General features: G+C 61.8%; 12 protein-coding genes and 1 pseudogene. 4 read left to right on the forward strand and 9 right to left on the reverse strand.

The features are described 5' to 3' along the window. Positions 1–25: 25 nt before the first annotated feature. Together aruF and HX851_RS33080 are read right to left on the reverse strand one after the other, a co-directional pair. Positions 26–1,042, reverse strand: a complete 1,017-nt coding sequence (aruF, locus tag HX851_RS33075) for an arginine/ornithine succinyltransferase subunit alpha (RefSeq protein WP_177055316.1) — start codon at positions 1,040–1,042, stop codon at positions 26–28. Between the two features lie 164 nt (positions 1,043–1,206). Further along, positions 1,207–2,427 carry an aspartate aminotransferase family protein gene (locus HX851_RS33080; protein ID WP_177055314.1) on the reverse strand — a complete coding sequence of 407 codons (1,221 nt, stop codon included), beginning with the start codon at positions 2,425–2,427 and terminating at the stop codon, positions 1,207–1,209. A 677-nt stretch (positions 2,428–3,104) separates the two neighbouring features. On the opposite strand from HX851_RS33080, the gene HX851_RS33085 reads away from it, so the two are divergent. Both HX851_RS33085 and HX851_RS33090 read left to right on the forward strand, forming a co-directional pair. Continuing rightward, on the forward strand, positions 3,105–6,323 hold the full coding sequence (locus HX851_RS33085; RefSeq protein WP_177055312.1) for a type III effector HrpK domain-containing protein: 3,219 nt from the start codon (positions 3,105–3,107) through the stop codon (positions 6,321–6,323). Positions 6,324–6,402: 79 nt separating this feature from the next. After that, entirely contained in the window at positions 6,403–6,942 is a 540-nt protein-coding gene (locus HX851_RS33090; protein ID WP_177055310.1) for a winged helix-turn-helix domain-containing protein, read from the forward strand. A 13-nt stretch (positions 6,943–6,955) separates the two neighbouring features. Here HX851_RS33090 and argR read toward each other — a convergent pair whose 3' ends face one another. The 7 genes from argR to acs all read right to left on the reverse strand — a co-directional run bounded on the left by argR (position 6,956) and on the right by acs (position 14,850). Continuing rightward, entirely contained in the window at positions 6,956–7,948 is a 993-nt protein-coding gene (gene argR, locus HX851_RS33095) for a transcriptional regulator ArgR (RefSeq protein WP_177055308.1), read from the reverse strand. A 124-nt stretch (positions 7,949–8,072) separates the two neighbouring features. Next, on the reverse strand, positions 8,073–8,837 hold the full coding sequence (locus HX851_RS33100; RefSeq protein ID WP_103032974.1) for an ABC transporter ATP-binding protein: 765 nt from the start codon (positions 8,835–8,837) through the stop codon (positions 8,073–8,075). A gap of 28 nt (positions 8,838–8,865) precedes the next feature. Further along, positions 8,866–9,978 (reverse strand): succinylglutamate desuccinylase/aspartoacylase family protein, encoded by a 1,113-nt coding sequence (locus tag HX851_RS33105; RefSeq protein WP_177066517.1) that lies wholly within the window; start codon positions 9,976–9,978, stop codon positions 8,866–8,868. 2 nt (positions 9,979–9,980) lie between these two features. Further along, on the reverse strand, positions 9,981–10,679 hold the full coding sequence (locus HX851_RS33110; RefSeq protein ID WP_177055304.1) for an ABC transporter permease: 699 nt from the start codon (positions 10,677–10,679) through the stop codon (positions 9,981–9,983). Continuing rightward, a complete protein-coding gene (locus HX851_RS33115) occupies positions 10,676–11,365 on the reverse strand; it encodes an ABC transporter permease (protein WP_177066518.1) in 690 nt (229 codons plus the stop codon). The genes HX851_RS33110 and HX851_RS33115 overlap by 4 nt, the downstream gene beginning before the upstream one ends. Positions 11,366–11,456: 91 nt before the next feature. Then, positions 11,457–12,233, reverse strand: a complete 777-nt coding sequence (locus tag HX851_RS33120; RefSeq protein ID WP_177055300.1) for an ABC transporter substrate-binding protein — start codon at positions 12,231–12,233, stop codon at positions 11,457–11,459. Positions 12,234–12,894: 661 nt separating this feature from the next. Continuing rightward, positions 12,895–14,850, reverse strand: a complete 1,956-nt coding sequence (gene acs, locus HX851_RS33125; protein WP_177055298.1) for an acetate--CoA ligase — start codon at positions 14,848–14,850, stop codon at positions 12,895–12,897. Between the two features lie 413 nt (positions 14,851–15,263). On the opposite strand from acs, the gene HX851_RS33130 reads away from it, so the two are divergent. Continuing rightward, positions 15,264–15,527 (forward strand): DUF2790 domain-containing protein, encoded by a 264-nt coding sequence (locus tag HX851_RS33130; RefSeq protein ID WP_177055296.1) that lies wholly within the window; start codon positions 15,264–15,266, stop codon positions 15,525–15,527. Positions 15,528–16,005: 478 nt separating this feature from the next. Next, positions 16,006–16,251: pseudogene (locus tag HX851_RS33135) on the forward strand (ribonucleotide-diphosphate reductase subunit beta); the annotation flags it as partial.

The raw sequence follows: 16,251 nt of genomic DNA on the forward strand, positions 1-16,251 counted from the left end.
TGTAAGGCTGCTTTCGATACCGGCCTCAAACCGCCACCAGGCGCACGCTGGCACCTTCGCCGACGCCCAGGGCCTCGGCCGCTTGCAGGTCCAGGGTGACCGGTTTGCCCGGCGCGTAATCGAGCTCCAGCAGTACCGCGCGATAATCCTGCAGCAGTGCGTTGGACACCAGGTACTGGCGGCCGCCACCCTTGGTCTCGCCTATCTTCACCGGCACCACGCGGCTCTGGGCAATCGAACGGATTCCGGTGACCCGCGCATGCAGGGTCGGACCGCCGTCGAAAATATCGATGTAGTGATCGGTCTCGAAACCCTCGCGCATGAGGATGTCGAACGTGATCTGCGCACGCGGGTGCACCTGGCCCATGGCTTCCTGGGCGGCATCCGGCAGCAGCGGCACGTAGATCGGGTAATGCGGCATCAGTTCGGCGAGGAAGGTCCGGCTCTTCAGGCCGCACAGGCGCTCTGCCTCGGCGTAGTTCAGGTCGAAGAAATTGCGGCCGATGGCGTCCCAGAACGGCGAGTCGCCCTGCTCGTCGCTATAGCCGACAATCTCGGTCACCACCGAATCGGCGAAGCGCTCCGGGTGGCTGGCGACGAACAACAGGCGACCGCGGGAGTTGAGTTCCGACCAGGCCGAACCCACCAGCTCCGGCACCACGTAGAAGCTGGTCAGCAAGCTGTTGCCGGTCAGGTCGTGGCACTGCGAAAGCACATGGATCTTGTTGTGGATCTTCAGCTCGCGCGACGCATGGACAAAGGTCTCGTTGCGGAAACTGTAGAACGGCTCCGAGTAACCGGCCGAGGCGACGATTGCCGAGCAGCCCACCAGCTTGCCGGTATCGGTATCTTCGAGCACGAAGAAATAGCTTTCTTCACCGTTGAAGCTGACTTCGGCGGCAAACGAGGCTTCGCTCGCGGCGATCTTGTCGCGCAGGCGGCCTTCGTCATCCGGCAGGGAGGTGACACCGATAGGGCTGTCGGCGGCCAGACGCCGTACCTCGTCCAGGTCAGCCATTTGCGCGGGGCGCATCACCAGCATGGTGTCACTCCTTACTGAAAAACAGATCGGCTGAATCGGCCGACACAGGGAAAAAAATGCCGGGCAGGCCCGGCACAGGAAAAATCTGCCGGTCGCCGACCCCAGGGGGTCGACGACGGCGGTGCTGCTTTTCGATCAAACCAGCTCGATCAAGCCCGCCTCAATCAAACTTGAGTCAGCCTGGCCACGGCGCGCTCGAAACGATCCAGGCCTTCCTTGATGTCCGCATCTTCGACCACCAGGCTCGGGGCGAAACGAATCACATCGGGACCGGCTTGCAGGATCATCAGGTTTTCTTTCTCGGCCGCGTTGAACACGTCCTTCGCCTTGCCCTTCCAGGCATCGGCCAGCACGCAGCCGAGCAACAGGCCCATGCCACGGACCTGGGTGAACAGGCCGTACTTGGCGCCGATCTGCTCCAGGCGGGTCTTGAAGGCATCGTGCTTGGCATTGACGCCATTGAGCACTTCAGGGGTGTTGATCACGTCGATCACCGCGTTGCCCACCGCGCACGCCAGCGGGTTGCCGCCGTAGGTGGTGCCGTGGGTGCCGACCACCAGATGCTTGGCCAGCGCTTCGCTGGTGAGCATCGCGGCAATCGGGAAACCGCCGCCCAGGCTCTTGGCGCTGGTGAGGATGTCCGGGGTCACGCCGTAGTGCATATAGGCGAACAGCTTGCCGCTGCGGCCCATGCCGGTTTGTACTTCGTCGAATACCAGCAGCGCATCGTGCTGGTCGCACAGCTCGCGGGCGCCCTGCAAGTAAGCCAGTTCGGCCGGCAGCACGCCGCCTTCGCCCTGGACCGGTTCCAGCACCACGGCACAGGTCTTGTCCGAGATCGCCGCTTTCAGCGCGTCCAGGTCATTGAACGGCACATGGGTGATGCCAGTGATTTTCGGACCGAAGCCATCGGAGTACTTCGACTGGCCGCCGACGTTCACGGTAAACAGGGTACGGCCGTGGAAGCTGTTGAGCGCGGCGATGATTTCGTATTTTTCCGCGCCGAAACGGTCGAATGCCACACGACGGGCCAGCTTGAACGCGGCTTCGTTGGCTTCGGCGCCGGAGTTGCAGAAGAACACGCGCTCGGCAAAGGTCGCGTCCACCAGCTTCTTGGCCAGGCGCAGCGCCGGCTCGTTGGTGAAGACGTTGGATACGTGCCACAGGTTGTTGGCCTGCTCGGTCAGGGCGCCGACCAGAGCCGGGTGCGCGTGGCCCAGGACGTTGACCGCGATCCCGCCGGCGAAATCGACCAGCTCCCGGCCCGCCTGGTCCCAGACTCGGGAACCCGCGCCACGAACGGGGATAAAAGCCGCAGGTGCGTAGTTGGGAACCATTACCTGGTCGAAATCGGCGCGTTGCACCGGGGCTTGCTCAACGGACATCGGAGTCTCCTGAAGAGGAACGCCTGCCTGAAACTGGCGAGCGATGGGGGGATTGTAAGGACAGATTTCAGTCCGGCCTTGTCGCCAAGCGACAACTTCTTATAGCGCCAAACCGGGTTTTGCCGGGGTTGTCGGCAATGCGACAAATAGCATCGCAAAGGCGCAGTTTAAACGGTGGGAGGCTTTTGATGCAGGGTCGACGAGATGAGATTTTCGACTGACGAGCTTCGCTGCGTGAATTCCTGTGAAATGTTGTGAATTCGAGTGGACAGCCCGCCGGGGCTGAACAGGGGGATCGCTCATCACGGCGCCACGTTCCTGCTCTGTACCCGGTAGACAACCGGGTAGATATCCTTCCCCTCGCAGGCCACGATAAATGGCCTTTCGAGCCAAGGTTGCCAGTATTGCGCCAGCCACTCGACCGACTCACCGAAACCTGCCGGCAGACGCCTGAACCGCCTGTTTACATGGCTTTTGGCCTGCAATTGGCTCGAAAAATATGTAACAAAATGTACACACGTCTCGGGCTTCATGAGCAGGCCCCCGCTCAAGCGGCGGGTCGCCCACAGCGACCCGGTAACCCCGACCACACACTCGCTTCCTTTCAGCCAGCGCCGCCCGCGGCCAGGCCGGAGCAAGGCCGTGTGCCTGGAAAACGACCCTCAGGGAGGTTCTGCATGACCCCGATACGCACCGCTACCGACCCCGCCGACCGCAAGGTCGATGCCGCCCGGAACAAATTCGAGGTGGCGCTGTTCCAGGCCGGCAACCAGCCGGTCTTCGATCCGTCCAAGATCCGCGGCAATAACCTTCCCGTACCGTTCCAGAATGTCCAGCCGCCCAAGGATGGCAGCATCACCTACACACCGCTGGGCAGCGACAAGCCGGTGACGGTCAAGGAAAAGGATGACCCGACCCTGTACAAGCAGGTGCTGAACCAGTACCAGCTCAACCAGACAAGCGATGCCCACGAAGCCGGCATCGCCCAGAGCCAAAAGGATGGCTACGTACTGGCCGACAGCAGCACCGTCGCCCCGGGCCTGGCTAACTACAAGGCCATCGGCGCCGCCGGCGAGGTCGGGCCGGGGCTGATTCGCTACGAGACCTTCAGCGGTGAAAAGGTCGTGGTCAGCCAGAAGGACAACCCGACGCTGTTCGACCAGGTCAGCCAGGACCATGACAAGCTGATCGCGATCAACCAGAGCGAGGCCGAGGGCTATCGCCTTGCCGCGCCCAACGAAACCTTCGACGCCATGCACCTGGTGGGCGCACCTGAAGAAGTCGGCCCCGGCCTGATCCGCTACGAAACCGACTCAGGGCAAAAAATCATCGTCTCCAAGGACATGACCCCGGAGCTCTACAGCCAGGCCGCCAACGAATACAAGGGTGTCACCGGCGCCCCCGGTGCCAGCGACAACAACTGGATCGACAAGTCCAGTTACGCTGCCGGCGCCAAGGACTGGGACAAGATCACCGGCAACACCGGTACCCAGCCGACCCAGGAAGAACTCGACCTGAATCGCCCGGTCGCTGCCGCCGAGATGATCTCGGCCAACTGGAACGCCTGGGGCCTGCACGATACCCCGATCGATTTCGCCAATCCGCCGAGCACCTTGCCACCGGAAGCCCAGGCCGCACTCAAGTATGTCGCCAGCAGCCCGTCGCTGATGGCCGCGCTGGATACCGGTGGCCGGGGCAAGGCCGATGCAGTGATCACCCATGCCGATGTCGATCACTTTATCGCCAACGCCAAGGGCGATCTTTCCGCCGCGTCGAGCTCCTACTCGAAGTTCCTCGGCAACAACCCTGGCGACCTGGCCAAGGCCAACGCCAAGTCCGCCGCGATCCTCATGGCCAACAACTCCCTGGTCGCCAGCGCCGGCCCGAACATGACCACCGGCAGCAGCGACCAGCGCGAGAACAAGGGCGAGATCCACATCGACAACCTTACCGGCCTGGCCAGTGATCCGGGCCTGAGTTCGGAGCTGACCGGCGCCGCCGACCTCTGGTCACGCCCCGGCATGATGCGCTCGCTGGACCTGGGCGGTGACGACCCGGTGCTGTACCACGAAGACAAGATCATCGTGCGCGACAACATCGGCGCCTGGCTGGAAAAACAGGCACCCAAGACCGACTCCGATACCCTGACCTTCCTCGACGGTGCCGCCGTGCGCGACGAGGTGGCCGATGTCGACACCTCCAAGCTGACCGCCGATGTACTGCAACACCCGGAAAACTACGACGGCAAGACCAAGGCCGCGGTGCTCGTCCAGTTGACCGACACCCAGACCCGCCTGGCCCTCAGCGACTACAAGGACAACGACACCGGCCTGCTCGACAAATACACCTCGCCCAACAAAGGCCTCAACCCCAACGAGGACAAGATCAAGGGCCAGGTGCAGGACGCCATCCGCACCCTGATGGCCGACAAGGACGTCCAGGGCTTCCTGCAGAACAACCGCGGCCCGGCGCTGCAGGACATCGTCAACAGCGACCCGGAACTGAAGATCGCCCTGCAGTCCTACAAGGCCAACCAACTGGACACCGGCAACGTCCTCAACACCGACCTCAATGCCAAGGGGCCGGACGGCAAGCCACTGCCGCCCGGTGTCGCGCTACAGAACGCGGCCAACGACATCACCATCGCCAACCTCGCCCTGGGCGGCAACGGCGACGTCGACCTGCATGCCATCGCCGAAAAATCCGGGCAGATGGACAACCTCTACAACACCTACAAGAACGACTTCGTCTCGGGCCAGGCGTTCAAGGACATGGTCGCCAGCGGCATGGACCCGGTGGCGGCGGCCAGCAGCTTCGCCGCCAGCGCCTCGGCCTTCCAGGCCTTCCTCGGACCCAACGCCACCTCGGGCGACGCCGCGACCCTGCAGGTCAACTTCAACGAAGCGTTGTCCGATGCCCTGGTCAACAGCGCCGACAGCAACAGCCTCAACATCACCCTCGGCGATGCCAGCGGCAACTTCGATGAAGCCAAGGTTACCGCCGCCCTCAACGCCGCCGCCGAGGCCGACCCGCAACTGTTCACCGCGTCCGACGGCAGCAAGATCGACCCGGCGCAGGTGGTGGGCATGCTGCGCTCGGTATGGGACAGCGGCCGCCAGAACGACAAGATCATCGACGCCCTGCCCAAGGCCATCGACGGCTTGAAGCTGGGCAATGTCACCGACGCCTACAAGCAGGGCCTGCTGCATATCGGTAGCGCCATCCTCGCCGGCGGCGTACTGATCGCCCGCTCCGCCACCGGCAGCAACACGCCGATCGCCGATGCCAGTCGCGTTTCGGCGGGCCTGCAGTTCGCCGGCCTGTTGATGGAAGGCGGCACCAAGTACGCCAAGGAATTCGGCTTTGGCACCAGTTGGGTCATCGACAAGAACGTCGGCGAAGGCATTGGCGCCTTCCCGACCCGCGAACTGACCGGCAAGGGTCCGCTTAGCGCCGACGCCATCGCCAAGCTGGGCAACGTCGGCAAGCTGGTCGGCGGAGCCGGCAGCTTTATCGGTGGCGTGCTGGGCATCATGGGCGGCATCCAGGGCATCACCCACGGCGAACCCGTCAGCGGCGCCTTCGGCCTGGCCGGTGGCATCCTCGGTACCGGCGCCGCGACCGCCAGCCTGATCGAAGGCGGTGCCGGGCTGTTCGGCCTGAGCGACATCGCCGCCGTCGCCGGCTCCATCAGCGGTGTGCTCGGCCTCGCCGGCGCGATCCTCGGCGGTATCGGCAGCGCCTTTATCCCCTTCGCCCTGGCCGACGCCCGGGGCAAGGAGCAGGACAAGTTCTACGGCGAACTGGTGCCGATCCTCAAGCAGTACGGCCTGACCGGCGGACCGGAACAGCCCGGCGACTATCCGGAGGATCCGATCCCGGCGATCAATACCTGATACCCCGAAAGTCCGAGCGGTCGTCCACCCGTGGCGGCCGCTTCCCCCGTCCCCATTGCTCACGTAAAAAGGTAACACCATGAATTCCAGCGATATCGTTAACATCCCGGCACCGGGTGCCGTGTACACGACAGGCAGCCTGGAGCATGAAATCCATTTCGGCCCCTTCAAGCTGGTGCCCTGGCAACAGGCCCTGTTCAGGAACGGCCAACGCATCACCCTCGGTAGCCGGGCCATGCAACTATTGATCTGCCTGGCGTCGCGCGCCGGCGAGCTACTGGAAAAGAAACAATTGATTGCCCTGGTCTGGCCCAAGGCGATTGTCGAGGAGTGCAACCTGCGCACCCAGATCCGCGCGTTGCGCCTGGTCCTGGAGGAAGATGAACAGGCCCCGCATATCGTTACGGTAGCGGGACGTGGCTATCGTTTCGTCACGCCGACGACCCTGCGCCCGGCCTCGCGAACCATCGCCATCCAGCCCCAGCCGGATTACGCCGCCAGCTTCCTGCCACGGGCGATCGCCCAGTATCAGGTCAACGTCAACCTGAGCCTGGCGTATTCAGGCCCGGGCACGCGCCCACGGGATAACCTGTACCGGGAAAGACCGACGATGCTCTAGTCGCAAGGGGCGCTCAACCGCGCTCGGAAGGTACCGAGGACAGTTCGAACGGGCTGCTGCTGCGCCGCTGGTTGCGATCTTCCCGCGGCGTGGCGCCGAAGAAGTTGCGGTAGGCACTGGAGAAATGCGGCCCCGAGGAGAAGCCGCAGGACAGACCGATCTGAATGATCGACTTGCTGGTCTGCATCAGCATCTGCCGGGCCTTGTTCAGGCGCAGTTCCAGGTAGTACTGGCTCGGAACGCGGTTGAGGTATTGCTTGAAGATCCGCTCCAGCTGTCGCCGGGAGACACAGACATGCTGGGCGATTTCGTCGGTGGTCAGCGGCTCTTCGATATTGGCCTCCATCAGCAACACCGCCTGGGTGAGCTTCGGATGGCTGGAGCCCAGGCGATTCTGCAATGGAATGCGCTGGCGTTCACCACCTTCGCGAATGCGCTCGACCACCAGTTCTTCGGATACCGCGCCAGCCAGTTCGGCACCATGGTCACGGGCCAGCACCGCCAGCAACAGGTCCAGTACCGACATCCCGCCACAGGCCGTCAGGCGATCGCGGTCCCAGTCGAACAGATGACTGGTGGCGATCACCTTGGGAAAACGCTCGGCGAAATCATCCTGCCAGCGCCAGTGCACGGCAGCGCGATAACCATCGAGCAAACCCAGTTGAGCCAACGGATAGACACCGGCGGACAAACCACCGATCACGCAACCGGCGCGCACCAGTTGCTTGAGGGCGCTACTCAGTGCCGGCGCCAGCACCGTGGGCGGCTCATCGGCCAGCAGGAACAGTTTCTGACAACCTTCGAGCCTGCCCGCCCAGGGTTCACCCGGCAGTTGCCAGGCGCCTGGCAGTGCAGCCTCAGCGGGGGCCTCGGCCTGCAGGAACGACAACTCGTAGACTACCTCCGGATGCACCCGCTGAGCGACGCGCAAGGCCTCCTCGGCCAGCGCCAGCGTCAAGGCTTTAGTGCTGGGCCAAATCAGGAAACCAATTCGATGGGCAGTCATGGCGTGCAATCCGAAAACAGAACAGAGTGAAAAGCCGAGGGCAGCCAACTCAAAGTAGACCACACCGCGCACGGCGCGCAGCATGACCTATTTTGGTGCGCAACGGCAGCATAAAAAGCGACGACTATTTCAGGCTGCCCGACAGGAATTGCTGCAGACGCTCGGACTGCGGGTTGACCAGCACTTCGCGCGGATTGCCACGCTCCTCCACCACGCCCTTGTGCAGGAACACCAACTGGTTGGAGACTTCGCGGGCGAAACCCATTTCATGGGTCACCACGACCATGGTCCGACCTTCCTGGGCCAGGGCCTGCATCACCTTCAACACATCGCCGACCAGCTCCGGGTCGAGGGCCGAGGTCGGCTCGTCGAACAGCATGACCTCCGGCTCCATCGCCAGGGCCCGGGCAATCGCCACGCGCTGCTGCTCGCCACCGGACATATGCCCCGGATAGGCATCCTTGCGATGAGCCACGCCAACCTTGTTCAGGTAGTGCTCGGCCTTTTCCAGCGCTTCTTTCTTCGAGACGCCCAGGACGTGCACAGGGGCTTCGATGATGTTTTCCAGCGCGGTCATGTGCGACCACAGGTTGAAGTGCTGGAACACCATCGACAGTCGCGAGCGCATGCGCTGCAACTGTTTCGGGTCGGCGGCCTTCATCGCGCCGTCCTTGTTCGCCACCAGCTTCAGCTCTTCGTTGTTGAGCAGGATACGCCCGGCGTGCGGCTGCTCCAGCAGGTTGATGCAGCGCAGGAAGGTACTTTTGCCGGAGCCACTGGAGCCGATGATGCTGATCACATCACCGGCCTGGGCGGCCAGGGACACACCCTTGAGCACTTCGTGACTGCCATAGCGTTTATGCAGGTCTTGGACTTCAAGCTTGTACATGCGGTCGGTTCTCACAAAAACAGTCAGGTCAGTCGCTGAGCAGGCGCCCGTGGCGAAGAGGCTCGCGCCCCGCCACCTTGGCCAGCCAGATTGCGGGTTGGGCGTAACGCAGCCGTTCTACGGCATACAACACACCGGCTGTGCCGGCACACACAGTGCTGACCCGGTCGGATAAAGGATCGATCACTTCAAACAGCGGCTCGCCGGGCTCGACCCAACGGCCCACCGGACACAGGTAGCTGACCACGCCGGCATGGGGCGCGTAGAGCAACTCGGTGCCTTCGAAGGGCATGGCTTCACAGGCTTCATGCTGTGGCGCCGGCCATTCGCCGTCGATCAGGCCCTGCTCGGCGAGGAAAGCGAGGATGCCCTCGGCATGCGCCTCGGCCTCGGGGCGACCGGTATCGGCCTGGCCGCCCAGCTCGATGGTGGTGGACATGCCCGCCAGGGGAATCGACGCCTGCGGGAACTGCCGCGACAACTGCAGCCAGGGCAGCGAGCAAGCCTCATCGAAAGAGGTGCCGCCCGACTCTTCCGCCAGCAGCGCCACTTTCACATTCAGATGCGCCGCCAGCGAACGCCATTGCGGCCAGTGTTGCGGCAAGGCATACATATGCAGTGCCGCCTCGCAATCGCAGTGCAGATCCAGCACCACATCGGCGTCGCAGGCATGGCTGAGCAAGACCCGCTGCATACCCTGCAACGGGCTGCTCGCGGGTGGCAACGCCGCCAGCACATCACGCATGGCCTGGCGGATCAGCTGGACGTTGGCATGGGGATCGTCTCCCAGCCTGTCGCCCACCAATGCCGCTACCGGCTCGGCCAGCTCGACGAAGTCACGGTTGAAATTCTTGCCGCTGGCGTATTCGAAACGTCCCTGGTGATTGCCTTGCAGCAACTGCCCCAGGCCAACCGGATTGGCCACCGGCACCAGTTCGATAACCCCCTTCAGGGCACCGCGGGCTTCCAGTTCGAGCAGGCGCTTCTTCAGCTCCCAGGCGGTACGCATGCCCGGCAGTTCGTCGGCGTGCAGGCTGGCCTGGATATAGGCCTTGCGCTCGCCGCTGCCGAAGCGGAATACCGAAAGCTTGCGCTCGGTGCCCAGGCTGCCCCAGGGCAGGCAATGATCGATACGATGCATACTCAGTGCTTCCGTGGAGCCAGGTAGCCCAGCCAACGGCGCTCGGCCAGCTTGAACAGGCGCACCAGGATAAAGGTCAGGCACAGATAGAACACACCGGCGGTGATGTAGGCTTCGAACGGCAGGTAATACTGGGCGTTGACGGTACGCGCGGCGCCGGTGATATCGATCAGGGTGACGATGGAGGCCAGGCTGGTGGTCTGCAGCATCATGATCACTTCGTTGCTGTACTGTGGCAGCGCCCGACGCAGAGCCGATGGCAGCAGGATGCGCCGATACATCTTGTAGCGCGACATGCCCATGGCCTTGGCCGCCTCGATCTCGCCGTTAGGCGTGGCCCGCAAGCTGCCGGCGATGATCTCGGCGGTATAGGCACTGGTGTTGATGGCAAAAGCCAGGCACGCACAGAAGGTCGCGCTCGACAGCCAGGGCCAGAGGAAACTCTCGCGTACCGCTTCGAACTGGGCCAGGCCGTAGTAGATCAGGAACAGCTGCACCAGCATCGGCGTGCCACGGATCACGTAGGTGTAGAGCCAGGCGCTCATGTTCACCACCGGCTGCTTGGACACCCGCATCAAGCCCAGCGGCAAGGCTGCCAGCAGGCCGAAGAGCAACGACAAGGCCAGCAGTTTCAGGGTAGTCAGCAGGCCACCGAGGTACAGCGGCATGGCCTCCCAGATGACGTTGTAGTCGAAGATCATAGATCAGCCGCCCTTACGCCTACCGAGTAGCGCTTCTCGAGGTGACGCAATGCCAGCAACGAGACGCTGGTGATCACCAGGTACATCGCCGCCACTGCAAGGAAGAAGGTGAAAGGCTCGCGGGTGGCATCGGCCGCCTGCTTGGCCTTGAACATCATGTCTTGCAGGCCGACCACGGAAATCAGCGCGGTGGCCTTGGTCAATACCAGCCAGTTGTTGGTGAAGCCGGGAATCGCCAGGCGAATCATCTGTGGCACCAACACCCGGAAAAACACTTGCAGGCTGCTCATGCCGTAGGCCATGCCCGCCTCGGCCTGGCCCTTGGGGATAGCCATGAAGGCCCCGCGGAAGGTTTCCGACAGGTAGGCCCCGAAAATAAAGCCCAGGGTACCGATACCGGCTGCCAGGGGATTGAGATCGATGTAGTCGTCATAACCGAGCAACGGTGCGACGCGATTGAGCAGGTCCTGACCACCGTAGAAAATCAGCAGGATCAGCACCAGGTCGGGAATCCCGCGGATCACCGTGGAATACAGGTCGCCGAGCCAGGCCAGCCAGCGCACCGGCGACAGGCGCAACGCCACCCCGATCAGCCCCAGGACAATGGCCAGGACCATGGACGACAAGGCGAGCTGAAGCGTCAGCCAGGCGCCATCGAGGATAACCGCCCCGTAGCCTTTCAACATGATTCAGGTCCTCGAAAACAGGGATGAAAAAATGGCGCAAACCTCAGGGAGCCTGTTGCTTGCGCCATTTCGGACGAACTGCTGCGATGACTTACTTGCCGTAAATATCGAAGTCGAAGTACTTGTCCTGGATTTGCTTGTACTTTCCGTTGGCACGGATCGCGGCGATAGCGGCGTTGATCTTGTCCAGGTCGGCCTTGTCACCCTTGCGTACGGCGATGCCGATGCCGTCACCGAAATACTTCTCGTCGGTGAATTGCGGGCCGACGAACGCGTAACCCTTGCCGGTGTCGGTTTTCAGGAAACCGTCCTGCAACAGGGTGGCGTCAGCCACGGTGCCGTCGAGACGACCGGCGGCCACGTCCAGGTAGATCTCGTTCTGCGAACCGTAAGGCATGATCTCGGCGCCCAGCGGCTTGAGGACTTCCTCGGCGAAACGGTTGTGGATCGAACCACGCTGCACGCCGATCTTCTTGCCTTTGAGTTCGGACAGGTTATCGCTGACAACAGTACCGGCCTTCATCACCAGGCGAGCCGGAGTGTTGTAGTACTTGTTGGTGAAGTCGACCGACTTCTTGCGATCTTCAGTGATCGACATGGACGACAGGATCGCGTCGATCTTGCGTACCTTGAGTGCCGGGATCAGGCCGTCGAATTCCTGCTCGACCCAGACACACTTGACCTTCATTTCTTCGCACAGGGCGTTGCCGATGTCGTAGTCGAAACCGACGATGCTGCCATCCGGCGCCTTGGAGGCGAACGGAGGGTAAGCCGCTTCGATACCAATTTTCAGAGGCTTTTCATCGGCGAATGTCGGCAGCGACAGCACGGACAGTGCCAGGGCGCCAAGAAGCACGAGTTTCTTCATCTTAGGACTCCATCGGTAAAGGGCAAAAACGGCAGAGTGAGCGTGAGCCCAATATGCGGATGGGTTAAACGGGATAGCGGTGCCGCGTCCTGCAAGGAGCTGGTTCGAGTCCAGCCCCGGCAACGACGAGCGAGTGATCGGCATTCTAACGACAGGCCGGAAGTCGATATTTCTTCAATGCGACAACTAATTACAGAAGCATCGAGAATGCCGACTCGGCACATTGACAGCCCTTGAATTTTATGCAAGAGCAAAAGACAGGCAACCGATCTACATTGCAAATTGCGGGCCTATTATTCGCAAAGCCTTCTATTCCGGCAAGTACAGCGTGCAACGATGTTTTTTCGGCAGGCCATGCCGCCCGAAAAACGCGCGCGGGCGTTTCCCTTTGCCCCGGTGATGGGCGACAGGTGACATATTTGGTTACTTGACAGTGCAAGGGTAACAACCGGAAACGCCCTACGGCAAAAACCGATATTTATCTCCCTCTTATTCCTCTCTGTATAGGAGCTGGCTTGCCAGCGATGAGGCCCTCGAGCCCTGCACCCACCTCAAGGACGCCATCGCCGGCAAGCCGGCTCCTACAAGAAAAATCCCGGCCGGGAAGTAAAAAAGCCCCGCCCGGCTCACGCCGGACGGGGCTCGATCACCTTGAAGCGCCTCAGGCGACGTTCATGGTCTTGTGCGTATCGATCAAGTGCTGCACCACACCCGGATCGGCCAGGGTGGAGATGTCACCCAGTCCGTCGTATTCCGCCGTGGCGATCTTGCGCAGGATACGGCGCATGATTTTCCCCGAGCGGGTCTTCGGCAACCCCGGCGCCCACTGGATGACATCCGGCGAGGCGATCGGCCCGATCTCCTTGCGTACCCAGTTCTTCAACTCCAGACGCAATGCCTCGCTCGGCTCCTCGCCACTGTTGAGGGTGACATACACGTAGATGCCCTGGCCCTTGATGTCATGAGGCACACCGACCACCGCCGCCTCGGCGACTTTCGGGTGGGCGACCATGGCACTCTCGATCTCGGCGGTGCCCATGCGGTGCCCGGAAACGTTCAGCACGTCATCGACACGCCCGGTGATCCAGTAATAACCGTCCTCGTCGCGACGGGCGCCGTCACCGGTGAAGTACATGCCGCGGAAGGTCTTGAAGTAGGTGTCGACGAAACGGTCGTGATCGCCGTACAACGTACGCGCCTGGCCCGGCCACGAATCGAGGATCACCAGGTTGCCTTCGGCCGCGCCTTCGATGATGTTGCCCAGGTTGTCCACCAGGGCAGGCACCACGCCGAAGAACGGACGGGTCGCCGACCCCGGCTTGAGGGCATGGGCCCCCGGCAGCGGGCTCATCATGTTGCCGCCGGTCTCGGTCTGCCACCAGGTATCGACGATCGGGCAACGGGACTTGCCGACATTCTTGTAGTACCAGTCCCAGGCTTCCGGGTTGATCGGCTCCCCTACCGAACCGAGCAGGCGCAGACTGCTGCCATCGGCGCCTTCAACGGCTGCCGTGCCCTGGGCCATCATCGCGCGGATCGCCGTCGGTGCGGTGTAGAGAATATTGACCTGGTGCTTGTCGACGATCTTCGCCACCCGGGTGATATCCGGATAGTTCGGCACGCCTTCGAACAGCACGGTGGTCGCGCCATTGGCCAACGGCCCGTAGACGATATAAGTATGGCCGGTGACCCAGCCGACGTCGGCGGTGCACCAGTAGACTTCGCCCGGACGGTAATCAAACACGCGTTCGTGGGTCAGGGCCGCATACAACAGGTAACCGCCGGTGGTGTGCTGGACGCCCTTGGGCTTGCCGGTGGAGCCGGAGGTATAAAGGATGAACAGGGCTTCTTCAGCACCCATCTCTTTTGGCGCGCACACGCTGCCCGCCACTTTCATCAGGTCTTCGAACCAGATGTCGCGATGCGGGTTCCACTTGATGTCGCCGCCGGTGCGCTTGCACACGATGACTTTCTGGATGCTGCTGGTTTCCGGGTTGGTCAGGGCGTCGTCGACGTTGGCCTTGAGCGGGATCCGCTTGCCGGCGCGAACGCCTTCGTCAGCGGTGATCACCACTTTCGAGCGGCAGTCGATGATCCGACCGGCCAGGGCTTCCGGCGAGAAGCCGCCGAAGACCACCGAGTGAATCGCGCCGATCCGGGTACAAGCCAGCATGGCGACCACGGCTTCGGGAATCATCGGCATATAGATGGTCACCACATCGCCGCGATGGACATCCTGGCCACGCAAGGCGTTGGCGAATTTGCAGACCTGCTCGTGCAGTTCGCGATAGGTGATGTTGCGCGAGTCGGCAGGGTCGTCGCCTTCCCAGATGATCGCGACCTGATCGCCGCGTTCGGCCAGATGGCGGTCCAGGCAGTTATAGGAAACGTTCAGGGTGCCATCGGCGAACCATTTGATATCGACGTGGTGATCGTCGAAGGAAGTCTGCTTGACCGTGGTGAAAGGCTTGATCCAGTCGAGACGCTTGGCTTGTTCGCGCCAGAAGCCGTCTGGGTTGACGACCGACTGCTGGTACATCGCCTTGTAGGTCGCCTCATCGGTCAGCGTAGTCGCCAGGACCTCAGGACGAACGGGGTACAGGGAAGCCGCACTCATCTTTCTTACCTCGGTGGATAGTTGTTGTTTTATGGCCCTGTTGTAGCCGGGCTGACGCAGGTGAGCCATTCGACGATGGTAGTAACAAAACCCTACAAAACATCGTATTAACCGCCGGCAAGGCTCAAGCACGCCGCCTGCGGCGTTTTCTGGCCCGGTGAAAATAACTCGGATCCAGGGTGTGCGAGACGTTTTTCGACGATTGTTACAGGTTTTGTCAATAGTCTTTATCAAATGTCCCTCTATATGAATGGTTTACACGCTCTTAAAATCAACTTCGCCAACTAAGGCAACGAATTAACCAAGTGACAGCCCCCACCAAGGCCGTTAATTCGAATTCAAACTTTCGACAGCTTCACTCGCGGCCTCACAAGGGCCGCGTGCCCCCACACGACCGTCAACAGGTGAACCTTATGAAACTTTTTGCCGCTTTAATCCTCAGCAGCCTGTGTGCCACAGCCATGGCCGACGAGGCCTCGACCGATGCCGCCAGCCAGAACTTGCCAGTAGAGGAATACACTTACTCATCACATCCGGACATTCACAAAGTTATCTCCATGAGTGAAATTCCGGATGTTTGCGAAGTTGTACCAGCGCGCATGGTTTATGAAGACGCCAAGGGCGACCGGCACGTCATGGAATATCGCGTAATGGGTAACGGTTGTTCCAACGGCTGATAGCCGACATCAAAAGACCACCCGCCGCAGGAAACGATTCTTGCGGCAAAGGTGTATTCCCCGCCAAACCGCCCCGCTGAACCGATCGTCGAAAAATGCCCCTCCCGACGAAAAAACGCTTTGCCGCCAAAGCCCTGCAAATCCGAGCCATGTCCTGAAAAGCACGCACAAGGTCGGAATCCGTCACACCATTGACCCGAAAAAGCCCTTATAATGTCCCGGTAAACGGGTTCGTAACATTCCCTTGCAAGGTAGCGTTTTCACGCTGGCATCACTGCAGGACCAGGCGTCATTCCCTGCGCCACCCGCCCCTTGAGGGCCCCGTACAAATTTTCCGTTGTTTGCCTGCGTAGCTTTGCCTGCATAGCCAGGGCGACAAACGATTCCATCTATCCAACGCGGCCGTTGGGCCGTGTGAAAAACCGACCATCAGTGTTTTCACACGGGCGACAGGCCCTCACGCAGGAGACGACACGTCATGCTGAGCTGGGACGAATTCGACAAAGAAGAAGGTGAAGTAGCGGCCAAGGGCGCCAACGCCGGCCATGCCACCGAAGCCAACATGGACCGCCTGGACAGCGCCGGTGGTGCCGCCGCCCTCGAAGCCCGTGCCGTGACCGCGTCCGATTCGGCCGCCATCGCCCGTGCCAAGGCTGCCCTGGATGCCCTCGACGTTGCCGAAGGCCTGGCCGAACTCGACGGTGCCTCGGCCCGTGTCGCGGTC

The sequence above is a fragment of the Pseudomonas gingeri genome (assembly GCF_013385635.1).
In the GTDB taxonomy this organism is placed as follows: Bacteria; Pseudomonadota; Gammaproteobacteria; order Pseudomonadales; family Pseudomonadaceae; genus Aquipseudomonas; species Aquipseudomonas gingeri_A.

What these genes read in the sequence shown, in the direction of transcription:
- argR (WP_177055308.1), bottom strand. Translation starts at nt 7,948, where the DNA reads ATGACTGCCCATCGAATTGGTTTCCTGATTTGGCCCAGCACTAAAGCC.
- HX851_RS33080 (WP_177055314.1), bottom strand. Translation starts at nt 2,427, where the DNA reads ATGTCCGTTGAGCAAGCCCCGGTGCAACGCGCCGATTTCGACCAGGTA.
- HX851_RS33115 (WP_177066518.1), bottom strand. Translation starts at nt 11,365, where the DNA reads ATGTTGAAAGGCTACGGGGCGGTTATCCTCGATGGCGCCTGGCTGACG.
- HX851_RS33120 (WP_177055300.1), bottom strand. Translation starts at nt 12,233, where the DNA reads ATGAAGAAACTCGTGCTTCTTGGCGCCCTGGCACTGTCCGTGCTGTCG.
- acs (WP_177055298.1), bottom strand. Translation starts at nt 14,850, where the DNA reads ATGAGTGCGGCTTCCCTGTACCCCGTTCGTCCTGAGGTCCTGGCGACT.
- HX851_RS33100 (WP_103032974.1), bottom strand. Translation starts at nt 8,837, where the DNA reads ATGTACAAGCTTGAAGTCCAAGACCTGCATAAACGCTATGGCAGTCAC.
- HX851_RS33110 (WP_177055304.1), bottom strand. Translation starts at nt 10,679, where the DNA reads ATGATCTTCGACTACAACGTCATCTGGGAGGCCATGCCGCTGTACCTC.
- aruF (WP_177055316.1), bottom strand. Translation starts at nt 1,042, where the DNA reads ATGCTGGTGATGCGCCCCGCGCAAATGGCTGACCTGGACGAGGTACGG.
- HX851_RS33085 (WP_177055312.1), top strand. Translation starts at nt 3,105, where the DNA reads ATGACCCCGATACGCACCGCTACCGACCCCGCCGACCGCAAGGTCGAT.
- HX851_RS33130 (WP_177055296.1), top strand. Translation starts at nt 15,264, where the DNA reads ATGAAACTTTTTGCCGCTTTAATCCTCAGCAGCCTGTGTGCCACAGCC.
- HX851_RS33090 (WP_177055310.1), top strand. Translation starts at nt 6,403, where the DNA reads ATGAATTCCAGCGATATCGTTAACATCCCGGCACCGGGTGCCGTGTAC.
- HX851_RS33105 (WP_177066517.1), bottom strand. Translation starts at nt 9,978, where the DNA reads ATGCATCGTATCGATCATTGCCTGCCCTGGGGCAGCCTGGGCACCGAG.